Annotated in this window: 13 protein-coding genes; 5 read left to right on the top strand and 8 right to left on the bottom strand. The window is 35.1% G+C overall.

Annotated elements, in window-relative coordinates; translation table 11 throughout:
• Positions 1–3: 3 nt before the first annotated feature.
• The 3 genes from QRY57_RS12750 to QRY57_RS12740 are packed head-to-tail and all read right to left on the bottom strand — an operon-like array spanning position 4 to position 2,656.
• Positions 4–666, bottom strand: coding sequence for a CoA transferase subunit B (locus tag QRY57_RS12750; RefSeq protein WP_026594336.1), 663 nt, complete (start codon positions 664–666; stop codon positions 4–6).
• Positions 651–1,349, bottom strand: coding sequence for a CoA transferase subunit A (locus tag QRY57_RS12745; RefSeq protein ID WP_286017630.1), 699 nt, complete (start codon positions 1,347–1,349; stop codon positions 651–653). The genes QRY57_RS12750 and QRY57_RS12745 overlap by 16 nt, the downstream gene beginning before the upstream one ends.
• The gene (locus QRY57_RS12740) at positions 1,346–2,656 is read right to left on the bottom strand and encodes an aspartate aminotransferase family protein (protein ID WP_098302510.1); all 1,311 of its coding nucleotides are present in this window, start codon (positions 2,654–2,656) and stop codon (positions 1,346–1,348) included. Before QRY57_RS12740 ends, QRY57_RS12745 begins: the two co-directional genes overlap by 4 nt.
• Before the next feature lie 968 nt (positions 2,657–3,624).
• On the opposite strand from QRY57_RS12740, the gene QRY57_RS12735 reads away from it, so the two are divergent.
• Together QRY57_RS12735 and QRY57_RS12730 are read left to right on the top strand one after the other, a co-directional pair.
• On the top strand, positions 3,625–4,488 hold the full coding sequence (locus QRY57_RS12735) for a PucR family transcriptional regulator (protein WP_286017629.1): 864 nt from the start codon (positions 3,625–3,627) through the stop codon (positions 4,486–4,488).
• Between the two features lie 100 nt (positions 4,489–4,588).
• Positions 4,589–5,692, top strand: a complete 1,104-nt coding sequence (locus QRY57_RS12730; protein WP_286017628.1) for an ABC transporter ATP-binding protein — start codon at positions 4,589–4,591, stop codon at positions 5,690–5,692.
• A 498-nt stretch (positions 5,693–6,190) separates the two neighbouring features.
• Here QRY57_RS12730 and QRY57_RS12725 read toward each other — a convergent pair whose 3' ends face one another.
• Positions 6,191–6,328: a YjcZ family sporulation protein gene (locus QRY57_RS12725; RefSeq protein ID WP_035415787.1), complete on the bottom strand. Its 138-nt coding sequence runs from the start codon at positions 6,326–6,328 to the stop codon at positions 6,191–6,193.
• 251 nt (positions 6,329–6,579) lie between these two features.
• Here QRY57_RS12725 and QRY57_RS12720 point away from each other — a divergent pair, with 251 nt between their 5' ends.
• The gene (locus QRY57_RS12720) at positions 6,580–7,329 is read left to right on the top strand and encodes a DUF4397 domain-containing protein (RefSeq protein ID WP_286017627.1); all 750 of its coding nucleotides are present in this window, start codon (positions 6,580–6,582) and stop codon (positions 7,327–7,329) included.
• A gap of 40 nt (positions 7,330–7,369) precedes the next feature.
• Here QRY57_RS12720 and QRY57_RS12715 read toward each other — a convergent pair whose 3' ends face one another.
• Positions 7,370–8,503 carry a BA2291 family sporulation histidine kinase gene (locus QRY57_RS12715; RefSeq protein ID WP_349775674.1) on the bottom strand — a complete coding sequence of 378 codons (1,134 nt, stop codon included), beginning with the start codon at positions 8,501–8,503 and terminating at the stop codon, positions 7,370–7,372.
• A gap of 178 nt (positions 8,504–8,681) precedes the next feature.
• On the opposite strand from QRY57_RS12715, the gene QRY57_RS12710 reads away from it, so the two are divergent.
• Positions 8,682–9,074, top strand: a complete 393-nt coding sequence (locus tag QRY57_RS12710) for a YueI family protein (protein WP_286017626.1) — start codon at positions 8,682–8,684, stop codon at positions 9,072–9,074.
• A 57-nt stretch (positions 9,075–9,131) separates the two neighbouring features.
• On the opposite strand, the gene QRY57_RS12705 is transcribed toward QRY57_RS12710, so the two are convergent.
• On the bottom strand, positions 9,132–10,466 hold the full coding sequence (locus QRY57_RS12705; protein ID WP_286017852.1) for a hemolysin family protein: 1,335 nt from the start codon (positions 10,464–10,466) through the stop codon (positions 9,132–9,134).
• Positions 10,467–10,850: 384 nt separating this feature from the next.
• Here QRY57_RS12705 and QRY57_RS12700 point away from each other — a divergent pair, with 384 nt between their 5' ends.
• A complete protein-coding gene (locus QRY57_RS12700; protein ID WP_286017625.1) occupies positions 10,851–11,339 on the top strand; it encodes a chromosome segregation protein in 489 nt (162 codons plus the stop codon).
• Between the two features lie 160 nt (positions 11,340–11,499).
• Here QRY57_RS12700 and hcp read toward each other — a convergent pair whose 3' ends face one another.
• Together hcp and QRY57_RS12690 are read right to left on the bottom strand one after the other, a co-directional pair.
• Positions 11,500–12,786 carry a hydroxylamine reductase gene (gene hcp / locus QRY57_RS12695; protein ID WP_286017624.1) on the bottom strand — a complete coding sequence of 429 codons (1,287 nt, stop codon included), beginning with the start codon at positions 12,784–12,786 and terminating at the stop codon, positions 11,500–11,502.
• Between the two features lie 105 nt (positions 12,787–12,891).
• On the bottom strand, positions 12,892–13,488 hold the full coding sequence (locus tag QRY57_RS12690; RefSeq protein ID WP_026594325.1) for a hypothetical protein: 597 nt from the start codon (positions 13,486–13,488) through the stop codon (positions 12,892–12,894).
• Positions 13,489–13,742 lie beyond the last annotated feature (254 nt).

Raw genomic sequence — 13,742 nt, 5'->3', positions numbered from 1 at the left:
CCCTCATTCAATCACAAGTAAATTAGAACTCACATGAAAAGATGCCTCCGTATTTTGTTTTACATCCTCAACTGTATAAGGACTCATTAGCTCTTGTAGTATTAATCCTTCAGATGTAACTTCTATTACAGCCATATCTGTAATAATTAAATCCACGCACTTTTTCGACGTTAATGGAAGCGTACATTCTGAAACAACTTTTGCATTTCCATACTTATCAACGTGATTCATCACAACAACAACCCGTTTTGCTTTTTGCGCTAAATCCATCGCTCCGCCAATACCAGGAACCCGTTTCCCCGGAACAATCCAATTTGCTAAATCTCCTTTTTCACTTACTTGCAGTGAACCAAGTATTGTCACATCAAGCAAGCCTTTTCTAATCATTCCAAATGCTGTGCAGCTATCAAAATAACTTGCTCCTGTAATGAGTGACGTCGGCAATCCAGCCGCATTACACAAATTTTCATCTTCATTTCCTTTACTTGGCGTTGGCCCCATTCCAACGATGCCGTTTTCCGCATGGAACATAACATGTATATCTTCTGGTAAATGGTTAGGTACAAGAGAAGGAATACCAATCCCTAAATTAACAATCATTCCATTTTGAATCTCTTTCGCAGCACGCCTTGCAATCTTATCTCTTACTTCTACTCCCATACCCATTTCCAATTCACTCCTTCCGACGGTACAATATAATCTACAAAAACACCTGGAACAACAATTTCCTCAGGATCTAAACTCCCAAGTGGTACGATTTCTTCTGCCTCAACAATTGTAATATCTCCAGCCATCGCAACATGCGGATTCATGTTACGAGCACTTTTATCAAACACAAGATTCCCAAACGGATCCGCCTTCTTCGCATATACAATCGATACCTCTGCAGTTAAAGCTGTTTCCGCTAAATATGTTTTTCCGTTCATCTCAATTGTTCGCTTTCCTTCCTCCACAATCGTATCTACGCCGACATCGACAAGAATCCCGCCAAGTCCAACACCACCAGCGCGAATCCTTTCTGCTAGCGTTCCCTGAGGTGAAAACTCAATATGTAATCGCCCCTCATTTAACTGTCTTCCTGCATTTGGATTTGAACCAATATGTGAAGTAATTAATGATTTTACTCGCTCTTTTGTTACAAGGCGGCCAATTCCTACATCTGGAAACCCTGTATCATTTCCGACTAAATGTAAATTTGAAATTTCTTTATCTACAATAGCCTGTATTAATGATGGAGGAGAGCCAATTCCGCCAAATCCCCCAAACATTAACGTCATATCATCATGAAATAGCGAGATAACGTCTTCAATTTCTTTTAATTTTCCAAATGTATTTGTAATAATTGTCATACGACACTGTGACCTCCTTTTTGCATCATCTCTTCCACACTTTTCGCAAAAATCTCAAGTAATTCATCTAACTCGGAATATGTAGTTGTCATCGGCGGTGCAACAAGCAACGCACTATCCTCTTTTCCTGCTTGCCCTGATACAGCTTGATATAAAAGAAGTCCATTTTTCGCCGCGACTGAAATGAGTTCAGACGCTTTTGTAAACGGTTGCAATTCTACTCCAATCAAGAATCCTTTTCCGCGCACATCTGCAATAATTGTCGATTGCTGCTGAACTTTTTGCAAACCTTTTATTAAATATTCTCCTTTTTCTGCTGTTTTCTCAGGCAGGTTATGTTTCTCCATGTATTCAATAACCGCTAAAGCTGTCGCGGCTGACAATGGATTGGCACTAAGCGTATGCCCGCTCATCACAGAGCGTGACCCTCTTAAAATCGGTTCCATCACACGGTCACTCACAACCGTCGCGGCCATCGGTGTATAACCAGCACCTAGTCCCTTTCCTAGCGTCATGATGTCCGGCTCCACACCCCAGTGCTCCATCGCAAACCAAGATCCAGTACGTCCAAGACCTGTCATAACTTCATCAGCAATCAATAAAATATCATAATGACTGCAAATATCTTTAATGACCTTATAATATTCTTTCGGTGGTACAATTGCACCGCCTGCCGCGCCAATAATCGGTTCCGCTATAAAAGCCGCAATATGTTCTGCACCAATTCGCTCAATTGCTCGTTCTAGCTCAGTCGCGCAAGAAAGCTGACACGTCGGATATACTTTCTGCACCGGACAACGGAAACAATATGGTGCTGGTACAGTTGGGTAATCTTCTAAAATAGATACAAATCGCTGACGACGAAGTGGATGCCCCGACATTGATAAAGCTCCCATTGTAATACCATGATAACTCATCCAGCGTGACAAAATTTTATGTTTTCCTTGAATACCGCGCTCTTGAAAATGTTGAATCGCAATTTTCATAGCCGTTTCATTTGCTTCCGTACCACTATTCACAAAGAAACTCCAGTTTAAATCTCCTACACTTAAATCGCTTAACTTCTTTGCTAACTTCTCAGCTGGCTCGCTCGTAAACTGTGAGCGATACACAAAAGCAATCTCCTCTGCCTGCTTTCTAATCACTTCCGCAATCTCTGTTACGCCATGTCCGATACCTGCCGTAATCGCTCCTGACGAACCATCAAAATATTTGTTACCATTTTGATCATACAAGTACACACCTTTTCCATGTGAAATCATTGGATACGGCTGACCAACAAGTGGCTTAATTAAGTAATCGCGCATAGCGCTCCCCCATTTCTCCAATTTGTATATATATATGAAGAAAATTGACGTTTCTTTCATAAAAAAGAATCCTCTGCAAGCGCAGTGAATTTATCAAAAAACTATTATAAAATATACAAATGAGTGCTAAAAATTAAAATAAAAAAATAAAAATTCAGAAACACAACAAAAGACTCACCCTTTATCCTTCTTAAAAAATCCTCCCCCCTATAAAAAACATGCCTGAAAAATATACTACCTAATTATTTTTTTACCATACCATCAGCTTCGCTCAATTGCTGACATTGTGTAAACTTCGACGAAACTCCCGCCAATTTCCTTCCTATTTATTTAGTTTATCCGTCATATTTTTCAACAAAATTAGACAAATTTTTCAAAAAGAAACCTCCTATGATTACTCAATCATAGGAGGTTTCTTTCATATATTTATTTTTAAAATTTTCGTCATCTATTTATTTCTATTAAAAAACATGCTTTTATTGCATTTTACAAAATATTTTTTACTGAGAAAAAACAAATTTGCTATTCCTCTGTATGAGGTTTCTCCTCTTACAGAACACCTCCATCTATAGCACTCTCCCAACATGATTGTGTAACGCTGCTAGAACAATATTTATCTTTTTTGATAGATGTCCATCACCGCGTGTTACAACCTTTCTTCAAGTTGTTTCAAAAATAATTCACCTTGTTCAGTGATCACGACCTCAATAATAATGAATTTGGGAGTGAACTACACACCACTTAACACCCTTTCTCACCGCAACTACATTCTTCTCCATGATATATTGTTATATAAATAACACATTAAATCATGATATCATGTTGTCATTACCATTTGTTATGAAGTATTCCATTACAACTTTTTCTTCCGTGATTATTTTTCTGATTATTCAAAAATCATGAGCGTTTTTATTCATAGCTGAATAATATAATTCTATTTATCTCATAAAAAGAAAAGGAGTGTTCCTATGATTCAACAATTAAAAACATATTACGGTAAAGATATAAAGATTAATGAAGCCGTATTGTCTGAAGAGTATAGGTGGTTTTTATTTGAAGGAAACAAAGTAGGGATTCGTAAATCCCGCTTACACCAAAAGGAATGTCAATTACTTTCATCAATCTTAACACCCATTCATACTGATACAATGTATGAAACAGAAAAAGAAAAGTCTTGGTATGAAGCGTTATATCAAAATAAGGATATTCCTATCGTGTCTGTTCGTTTCTTACATTTTTTCACAAATCAATCTATAATAGAAAGAGAAGAGTTTCAAGATGCTTTAGAATCCATGTTTTCTTTCTCCACTACAACGATATGGGAAACTTCTCAAGCAGGCGTTCTCGTCTTAGAAGAAGATATATCGGAATCTATATTACAAACAGCCCTTGATACATTAGAAGCAGATTTTTTTATATCTCTATCCTTCTTTATTGGAAGACACTATACGCAAACAAATGAAATTGCTCGTCTGTATCAATGGGAGCGAAATTTATTTTCTTTTCTTTCTCCCTATTTATCCAATAAAATTACACACATTGAACAACTGCTCCCCTATCAATTACTAATCTCATTACCAAAAGAAGAAAGAGAAAAGTACACGTATCAATTATTAGCACACATTTCAAATGACAAAGAGCTAATCGATAGTGTTAAAGTATTCTTCCAATGTAATTTAAATGTATCACTTGCAGCGAAACAATTATATTTGCATCGCAATACCTTGCAGTATCGAATTGATAAATTCATTGAGAAAACGGGAATTAATATCAAAACATTTGAAGGCGCTGTAGCAGTTTATATGGCATTTCTTTCTTTGGGCATCTCGTAAACTTGCATAAAAACCTATCATTTTTTTGTGCAACCTGCCAATTTACCTACACTCTAAAAAAACTTATAATTCAATTAATTCAAAAAAGGAGTGAGTAATCTTGGCAGAACTTGTATTGGATCATATTTTTAAAGTTTATGATAATAAAACAACTGCTGTTTCTGACTTTAATTTACATATTGAAGATAAAGAGTTTATCGTATTTGTCGGTCCTTCTGGATGCGGAAAATCAACAACTCTACGTATGATTGCAGGTCTAGAAGACATTTCTGATGGTTCATTTTATATTGATGGAGAACGTATGAATGATGTTGCGCCAAAAGATCGCGACATTGCGATGGTATTTCAAAATTACGCACTATACCCACATATGTCTGTTTATGATAATATGGCGTTTGGCTTGAAACTACGCAAACTTCCAAAAGATGAAATTAATCGCCGCGTAACAGAGGCTGCGAAAGTCTTAGGACTTGAAGATTACTTAAAACGAAAACCAAAGGCATTATCAGGTGGACAACGCCAACGTGTTGCATTGGGAAGAGCTATCGTTCGTGACGCAAAAGTGTTTTTAATGGATGAACCTCTATCCAATTTAGACGCAAAATTGCGCGTAAGTATGCGTTCTGAAATCTCTAAACTTCATCGCCGGTTAAACACGACTACTATCTATGTAACACATGATCAAACAGAAGCAATGACAATGGCATCACGCCTTGTTGTTATGAAAGATGGTATCATCCAGCAAGTTGGTACGCCAAAAGAAGTATATGATGCTCCTGAAAACATTTTTGTTGGTGGATTCATTGGTTCCCCAGCTATGAATTTCTTTACTGGAACATTAAAAGATAACTATTTTCATATCGAAAACATTCGTTTTAGAATACCAGATGGCCAACTAAAATCATTAAAGAAAAAAGGATATAATGGAAAAGAAATCATACTCGGTATTCGTCCCGAAGACATTCATGATGAACCAATTGTTCTTCAGTCTTCTCCTGAATCAACTGTCGAAATTACAGTTGAAGTCGCTGAATTATTAGGTGCTGAAACGATGATTCATGGAAAACTTGCAAGTCAAAACTTTGTTGCACGAATCAACGCTCGTTCAGAAATTAAAGCTACCGATAAGCTTCCGTTAGCTTTTAGTTTAACGAAAGCACACTTTTTCGATGTTGATACAGAACAACGTATACAAAATCAATAGATATATTTGATTATAGTATAAACCATTTTTCTTCCTGTCCTTTCTGTACGATTTACCTAAGAAAGGGCAGGAAGATTCTTTTTGATATTTTATTTTTTTACAAGTATTATATTTAATCCTTTTCATTTTTTATTGCTAACACCTAACGCTCCTCTTATGTTTCATTTCCATTAACTTTTTTAGCTATCCTTTCTTTATCTCGTTATTCGCGAGCAGTAAGGCTCTACCCTAATATGCAACATAGATACAACCTTATGTAATCTTACACATACTTCCATTCAATGTAATTTCAAATTTTTAAGTACATGTTTAACAATTAACTTCACAGCTTTTGGATAACCTTTACCATCATTAGTTTATCCCACTGCAACTTCTACATTTATTTTTTGTGTTAAAGTGTTCCAACTGATATTTGAAATACGAGTTTATATGAAAATAAAAAAGAAGGAACCGATTAACAATCATTAACCAGTTCAGCATGACGCCCTTTATTGGTGATTATCGAACCCAACATGCCCCGATAATGATTAATAAAATAAATAATACAACAACCAACGCAAATCCAGAACCTGTACCGCAACCTCCGCCGCCATAACCGTATCCACAGTAACTACCAGGATATCCATATCCCCACATAATTTGTTCCACTCCCCCCGCCACTTAAAAATTAATTTTCCTTAATAAATTATGTAGGACAACTATCACTTTGTATGTGCGTTTGCCTATAAATCAAAAAATCCCTAGCTCAGCTAGAGATTTTTATATGCGTAAAATGTATGACATCACATACACTATCCGGTCCCATTTTCATTTTCCGAATCATTTTTGTTGCATAAGCTCGTTTCCGAAATGCATATAGTGATAGTGATAAAAAAGGAGGAATTTACATGACTCAACCTGAAATTGAAAAATATGGACAAGAAGCAGCCCTGTATGAACAACTTGCTCGTTACTATCAATATACCAATCCCAAAAAATACATGGAATTATATATGAAATATCATAGTGCGATTACCAAACTCGTATATGCGTATGAAAAACGTGATTCTCAAGAGGCAACATTGCCATCCTATATGAGAATATTTCACGCTTCTCCTCATACACCAGCTATTGATTTTTTAGTAAACGGACAGAAGGTAATTAAAAACATTTCTTTCAAACAATACAGCCCTTATTTGTCTTTAGCTCAAGGGCAGTACCGAGTTGATCTTGTTCCTGTTGGTAGCGAAACACCTATTTTCTCAGCACTTGTTCCTATGATAGGCAACCACTCCTATACGCTTGCAGCAATTAGCACTGATACACATATACAATTGCAACCAATACTTGATAATACGCCTTTACAATCTGGTCAAGCAAAAATAAGGTTTTCACATTTTTCACCTGATACTCCTGCTGTTCACATATCTATAAAAGGTGGGGATCATTTATTTGAAAATGTCTTATTTAAACAAATAACAGATTATTTACAGGTGAGCCCTGGAACAGCTGATATTCAGATCTCTCTTGCTGATACTAAAGAGGTTCTTATAACCATTCCAGATGTCAAAGTAGAGCCAAACACAATTTATACATTCTCATTAGTAGGCTATTCGAATCAATCTCCAAAGTTAGAAGCAGTGATTCTTACAAATTAGAAATTCTACACCATAACCGTTGGTGTAGAATTTTTTCTCTTTACTTTTGAAATGAAATTTGAAATTCTGTCCATTCTGCATTAGAGTGACACGTAATTGATCCATTATGCTTCTCGACAATTTGTTTACATACAAATAAACCGATACCGGTTCCTAATTTCTTTGTCGTGACAAATGGTTCAAAAATCGTTTCGATACTTTCTGCTGGAATCATTGGGCCATTATTTTTAATAACGATATGAATCCTTTCTTCCTCTTCACATACATCGATAATAATTTTACGATTTTCTTTAATCACTTCTAGAGCATCGATTGAGTTCATTAAAATATTTAGAAAAACTTGTCTCACTTCACTACGGTATCCCATAAATGAAATAGGATACGGTAAGTTTTTTTCAATTGAAACATTCGTATTAACTAAACTTGGATATAAGAAATGAATAATTTCATGAAACAAATCATTTAGCCAAAATCGCTCAGACTCATTCCACATTTCTTTTTTTGAAACGAGTAAAAATTGCGAAATACGAAAATTTAATTGATCCAATTCATGTGAAATAATATCCAAATATGATAAATTTGGATGATCTAATTTCAATAACTTCACAAACCCCATAATTGAGGTTAATGGATTTCGAAACTCATGAACAAAACTAGCTGACATTTGTCCTAAAATCGTCAACCTTTCTTTATGTGTTTCATTTATATATTGCTGTTTTTCTTCTAAATTTCTCGATATAATTTCCGAATATTTTAAAACCGTATAATAAATTAATCTGTCAAAACAAGTATGTATTTTTGTTATAATTGGTTTTAGCTCACGAGCCTTTACATCTAATTCGCACATTGCTTCAAATAGTTCATTTCTTCCTACATTCGCGTTATAAACAAAATCTCCAATATTTGCGTCTGCCCCCGCCCGTTCAATTGCCATTTTTTCACATAACGGTTGTAGTAGAGTTATATCCCTTTCTTCCATAATAAGTTCGACAATTAACTCTAATACATTCTCACCGTTTCGAGTTACTTCTTGCTTAAATGGATCTTTTTCGGAGATTATCATTTTGTTTTTCCAGTTCTCTACGAATTGATGCCTATTGTTTTTCAAGTGCGAACAAAATACTTCTTTAATATCCTTATCGATTGGAAAAACCCCCATTTCCTCCATTTCCATGCGACGAATACCCTATATATTTTGAATATTAACACAAAAAACAGATTTCGTTAAGAGATTGTTGTCACATTTTGTTAATTTCTGTTGATAAAGTTAATTTGAATATGGTATTTGAAATGACTTTTTTTGCATACTTTTCATTTCTTGCGTACAATAAGATATGAAAGGTGTGAAAAATATGGTAAATAAAAATGTGGATGATTATCTCCAAGAAGGCATTCATGGCCAAAAGCAAAACAAACCAGAAGAACGCAATATGTACTTAAGCACATTGCGTGAGCGTGTAGAAATCGCTTTAACGATCGGTCAAGTGATGCAAAGCAACGTTTATACTGAAGTAGCTAACAGTATGCGCACTTCTCAATCATTACAGCTATTTGTAAACGGCAGCATCTCTTACCCACATTTATCAAAATACATTAAATTAGCAAACGAAAAAAATGTACCTTTTACAATCGTTCAAAATAAAGGTACACATACACCAATTGGTTTAGTTCTTGCACACAGTACAGCGGTAGATAAAGAACAAATTTATGTTGAAGATACTATTTTTAAACAAGAGATGGAATAATACACTATAAACAAAAGGTACACTTGCTTAAACAGCAAGTGTACCTTTTGTTATTTTTTAAGAACTTACCTGTTCCTGTAATGATATTGGCTGCTCGGTTTCTGAAATTAGAATGGGAACTACTCGCTTTGTCACTTCTATTTGCTTAATGTAGTGACCATCCAATTCCTTAACACAAAAATTATAATCTTCAATTTCAACAATGTCACCTTCTGAGATTTCTAAGTGCTTTGTTAAAATCCATCCACCTATTGTATCAACGTCATCATCATCAATTGATAAACCTAATAATGTATTTACTTCGCTAACAAGTACTTTTCCTTCAAGAATTGTTTTCGTTTCACTAATATGTTGAATTTCTGGTTTTTCATCTATATCAAATTCATCTTGAATATCACCAACAATTTCCTCTAATATATCTTCAACCGTTACAAGACCTGATGTCCCACCATATTCATCAATTAATATAGCAATATGTGTACGCTCTAGTTGCATTTTTAGAAATAAATCATGAACTGCTATCGATTCAATGACAAGTATAATGGGGCGAATATACTGCTGCACTGTTTCTTTACTAAAAGCACCATGTTTCACAAAATCTGTGAAAATATCTTTAAAGTTTACAAAACCAATAACATGATCCTTATCCCCATCAACAACTGGGTATCTTGTATATTTCTCATTGGACATTTTTTGCAATGCTTCTTTAACAGACATATCTTTATCTAAAATGTGCATTTCTGTCCGCGGGACCATAATTTCTTTTGCAATACGATCATCAAATTCAAAAATTTTATTTACATATTTAAATTCAGATTGATTAATTTCTCCATTCTTATAGCTTTCTGACACTAATAACCGTAATTCTTCTTCTGAATGGACTCCCTCGTGCTCTTTTGCAGTCTGTAAACCGAATAGTTTTGTTACATATCGAGCTGAACCATTTAAAAGCCATATGAACGGAAAAGCAATTCGATAAAAGAAAATAAGCGGTTTCACAACAAGTAAGCTCACTTGTTCTGCTTTTTGAATTGCCAATGTTTTGGGTGCTAATTCTCCCACAACAACATGGAAAAAAGTAATGAACATAAACACTAGAGTCACAGCTAAAACATCAGCAACCTGGGGAGGCACTTCCCATCTTGCAAAAAGCGAGTCAAACATGTGCTTTATCGCCGGTTTTCCTAACCATCCAAGTCCAAGAGCTGTAACTGTAATCCCTAATTGACAAGCTGATAAATACTCGTCTAAGTTTGTAATGACTGTTTTCACAGAAGCTGCACGTTTATTCCCTGCTGCAATTAAAAAATCGATGCGTGAACTTCTTACTTTCACAATTGCAAATTCAGCCGCAACGAAAAATGCAGTTAAGGCAATCAAAACAATCACCATACTTATACTATATATGTCCAAATACGTTTCCTTACTTACCCTGTAAGCAAGGAAGCCACCTCCTACTAAATTTATTCAAACGAAAAAGCTCTTCTTATCATCTTACAAGTTTCTACATTCGCTATCACCTTTTTATACATTATATGCATACATAAAGAGGATATTTATATTTATGATAATCTAATTATCTTCTTTCCGTCAAACAGGAGTAATTTCTAAAAAGAGACATTGTTTTCTCTTTTTAGAAATATTTATATGTTAAAAAACTAATTTTCGTGAAAAAACACTTTCTTTGCCGATTCCTCACTTCTTTTGTCATCCATGCAGGGAAGAGGCTTAGTACCTCGAAATCATTCAACAGGATATATATAGGAGGGATTTACCTTGGAATATAAAACACCCATTATTGCGAAAAAGTTAGGTGTTAGCCCAAAGGCAGTGGTTCGGATTGCACAACAATTGAATCTCAACATAGAAAAAAACAAATACGGTCATTTTATTTTTACTCAAGACGACTTAGATACAATGTTAGAGTTTCATCGTTCTCAAATAGAACAACCTTCATCCCCAGCTACCATTTCACAAGTAGAACCGTCAATTGATTTTGATCAACTTGTTACACAATTAAATACAATTACACACCGTTTAAATCGTTTAGAAGAACAACTGCATGATAAAGCAGATGATGTCGTCAATTACCAATTGCTACAACATCGCAGAGAAATGGAAGAAATGATGGATAGAATTCAAAAATTAGAAGCTGCCCTTGAGAAAAAAGAACAAATATACATCACACCTGATATCACGCCAACATATGAACGAGAAGAAAAGCCGAAACGTCGTAAAATGATTTTAAGTATATTCGGATTTTAGTTCTTTTCCAATCGTGTGTTCGCGCATGAAAATTGGCTCCCCCCGGTCAATTTTCATGCGCTTTTTTACTTATTCTTATCGGTACTAAGAATAAAGCGCTTCACTGATGGAAAGGTCACTTTATACAAAAAGGATGTCTCATTACAAGACATCCTTTTTGTTACGATAACATCATATTCATATCTTCTGCTGCAGTTGTAATAAGTTTTAAACCAAACGTTTCTTGTAATACATCAAGCACACCAGGTGAAATAAATTCAGGTGCCTTTGGACCAATACGAATATCTTGAATCCCGAGACTAAATAACCCAAGTAAAATCGCAACCGCTTTTTGTTCAAACCACGATAAAACAATACTAACTGGCAATTCATTCACTTCACATTGAAAGGCATCAGCTAAAGCAGCTGCTATTTTTATTGTAGATATAGAATTATTACATTGCCCTAAGTCAATGTAACGTGGAATTTCCGTACCTGGTACAACACCATAATTCACATCATTAAAGCGGAATTTCCCGCACGATGTCGTTAATATAACTGTTTCTTGCGGAAGTGACATTGCTAATTCACGATAGTACTCTCCAGCTTTACCTGGCGCATCACAACCTGCAATAACAAAGAAACGCTTAATTTCCCCTTCTCTTACCGCTTGAATGATTTCTGGTGCTAATGATAATACTGTATTATGATGAAAACCTGTTACCAGCTGTTCCTCCGACTCCATATGTACTTCTGGAAGTTCTAGCGCTTTATGAATCAATGGTGCAAAATCATCATTTTCAATTTTCTCTACACCCTCAAGACCTGCAATATCATATGAAAAGAAGCGATCAGAATACGATCCTTTAATTGGCATAACACAGTTCGTTGTAGCCAATATTGCACCAGTAAACTTTTCAAAGAGGCGTCGCTGATCATACCATGCCTTACCAATATTTCCTTTTAAATGTTTATATTTTTTTAGCTGTGGATACCCATGCGCTGGTAGCATTTCCGAATGAGTATAAATATTAATTCCTTTTCCTTCTGTTTGCCTTAATAATTCCTCTAATGCAAATAGATTATGGCCAGTAACAACAATTGCCTTACCTTCTACACGGTTTTGTGTAATTTGAACAGGCTCTGGAACACCAAAATGATTCGTATGTGCCTCATCTAACAGTTCCATTATCCGTAAAGCTGATTTCCCAACTTTCATAGCCATATCAATATGTTCTTGTTCATTAAAGTTAGAATTTGTTAATGTCATATATAACGCTTCATGAGTCGTAGCGTCCACAAACTGATCTGTATACCCAAGCTGTGCAGCATGGGTACGATAAGCCGCAATTCCTTTTAATCCAAACACAATTGTATCTTGTAAACTTGCAATTGTTTCATTCTTCCCGCAAACACCCATTACTTTACATCCGCCTGTTGGCGTTTGTTCACATTGATAGCAAAACATATCATCCCACCCTCTCCTAATCAATCATTACAACTAAAGCGTAATATACATGAAGAAAAAAGGATGTGATATCAATCACAATAATTTGTAAAAATTTGTGACACTTCACCTTGTTAACATAATGTTTTTACTGTTTTCTTTGATTAATGCCTGTGCATGAGCATTCCCTTGAATAATATCCCGAAATTCTTTTAAAGAATACAAATGCGTTACTCCTTTTCGAGCATGAATTCGAACAGGCACCCCCTGTAATGCATCATGAAAAGGAAATGGGTCATCAATTGGTTCAATTGGAAACCCTAGTGTAAGTAAATACATATACATTCTTTTTGTAACAACAGCAATATACCACTCAGCTTTCATTTCCAAAGCATGTATAAATAAAATAGCTGTTAACCTTTTGAAATGCCCTCTTCCACGCGACGTTTTCGCAATACTTAACTTTCCAATTTCATAAACATTTTTTAATCCTTTCACCAACTCATTTTTAGAAAACGGATAAAAAAACTCAGAATTAGATTGTTCAGGTGTCGTATATCGAATACATTCTACTGTACCGATATATTGCCCGCCTTCTATTAATAAAAATCGTGATGGATTTAAATTACGCTCTACAAACATTAAATCTCTCTCTTCACAAAAATCTCCCCACAGTTGCTCGAACCAAAAATGTTCTTCCTTTGTTTGAACACGCTGGAACATATTTTCCCGCCTTTCCCATCGCCGTTCTAGTTTTTGATAACGCTTTCACTATCTATCATATAAGAACAAACCTTCGTATGCAACCTAAAACTATTCACTACTTCATTACATATTCTATAAAATAAAATGTTCTCCTATTCAAGTTTTAGACTTATAAAAAATTTTTACAAGAATAAAAAATGCTTTATATTTATGCTGGACTCTCTTTACTTATTAAGTGTATGTGTAACATTTCATATAAAATACACAAATTC

It is taken from the genome of Bacillus arachidis (genome assembly GCF_030285945.1).
Classification (GTDB): Bacteria; Bacillota; Bacilli; order Bacillales; family Bacillaceae_G; genus Bacillus_A; species Bacillus_A arachidis.
Note: the sequence above shows the minus strand (reverse complement) of the source record. Positions and strands in the feature narration are given on the sequence as shown.

What these genes read in the sequence shown, in the direction of transcription:
- QRY57_RS12750 (WP_026594336.1), bottom strand. Translation starts at nt 666, where the DNA reads ATGGGTATGGGAGTAGAAGTAAGAGATAAGATTGCAAGGCGTGCTGCG.
- QRY57_RS12745 (WP_286017630.1), bottom strand. Translation starts at nt 1,349, where the DNA reads ATGACAATTATTACAAATACATTTGGAAAATTAAAAGAAATTGAAGAC.
- QRY57_RS12740 (WP_098302510.1), bottom strand. Translation starts at nt 2,656, where the DNA reads ATGCGCGATTACTTAATTAAGCCACTTGTTGGTCAGCCGTATCCAATG.
- QRY57_RS12735 (WP_286017629.1), top strand. Translation starts at nt 3,625, where the DNA reads ATGATTCAACAATTAAAAACATATTACGGTAAAGATATAAAGATTAAT.
- QRY57_RS12725 (WP_035415787.1), bottom strand. Translation starts at nt 6,328, where the DNA reads ATGTGGGGATATGGATATCCTGGTAGTTACTGTGGATACGGTTATGGC.
- QRY57_RS12720 (WP_286017627.1), top strand. Translation starts at nt 6,580, where the DNA reads ATGACTCAACCTGAAATTGAAAAATATGGACAAGAAGCAGCCCTGTAT.
- QRY57_RS12715 (WP_349775674.1), bottom strand. Translation starts at nt 8,503, where the DNA reads ATGGAAATGGAGGAAATGGGGGTTTTTCCAATCGATAAGGATATTAAA.
- QRY57_RS12710 (WP_286017626.1), top strand. Translation starts at nt 8,682, where the DNA reads ATGGTAAATAAAAATGTGGATGATTATCTCCAAGAAGGCATTCATGGC.
- QRY57_RS12705 (WP_286017852.1), bottom strand. Translation starts at nt 10,466, where the DNA reads ATGGTGATTGTTTTGATTGCCTTAACTGCATTTTTCGTTGCGGCTGAA.
- hcp (WP_286017624.1), bottom strand. Translation starts at nt 12,786, where the DNA reads ATGTTTTGCTATCAATGTGAACAAACGCCAACAGGCGGATGTAAAGTA.
- QRY57_RS12690 (WP_026594325.1), bottom strand. Translation starts at nt 13,488, where the DNA reads ATGTTCCAGCGTGTTCAAACAAAGGAAGAACATTTTTGGTTCGAGCAA.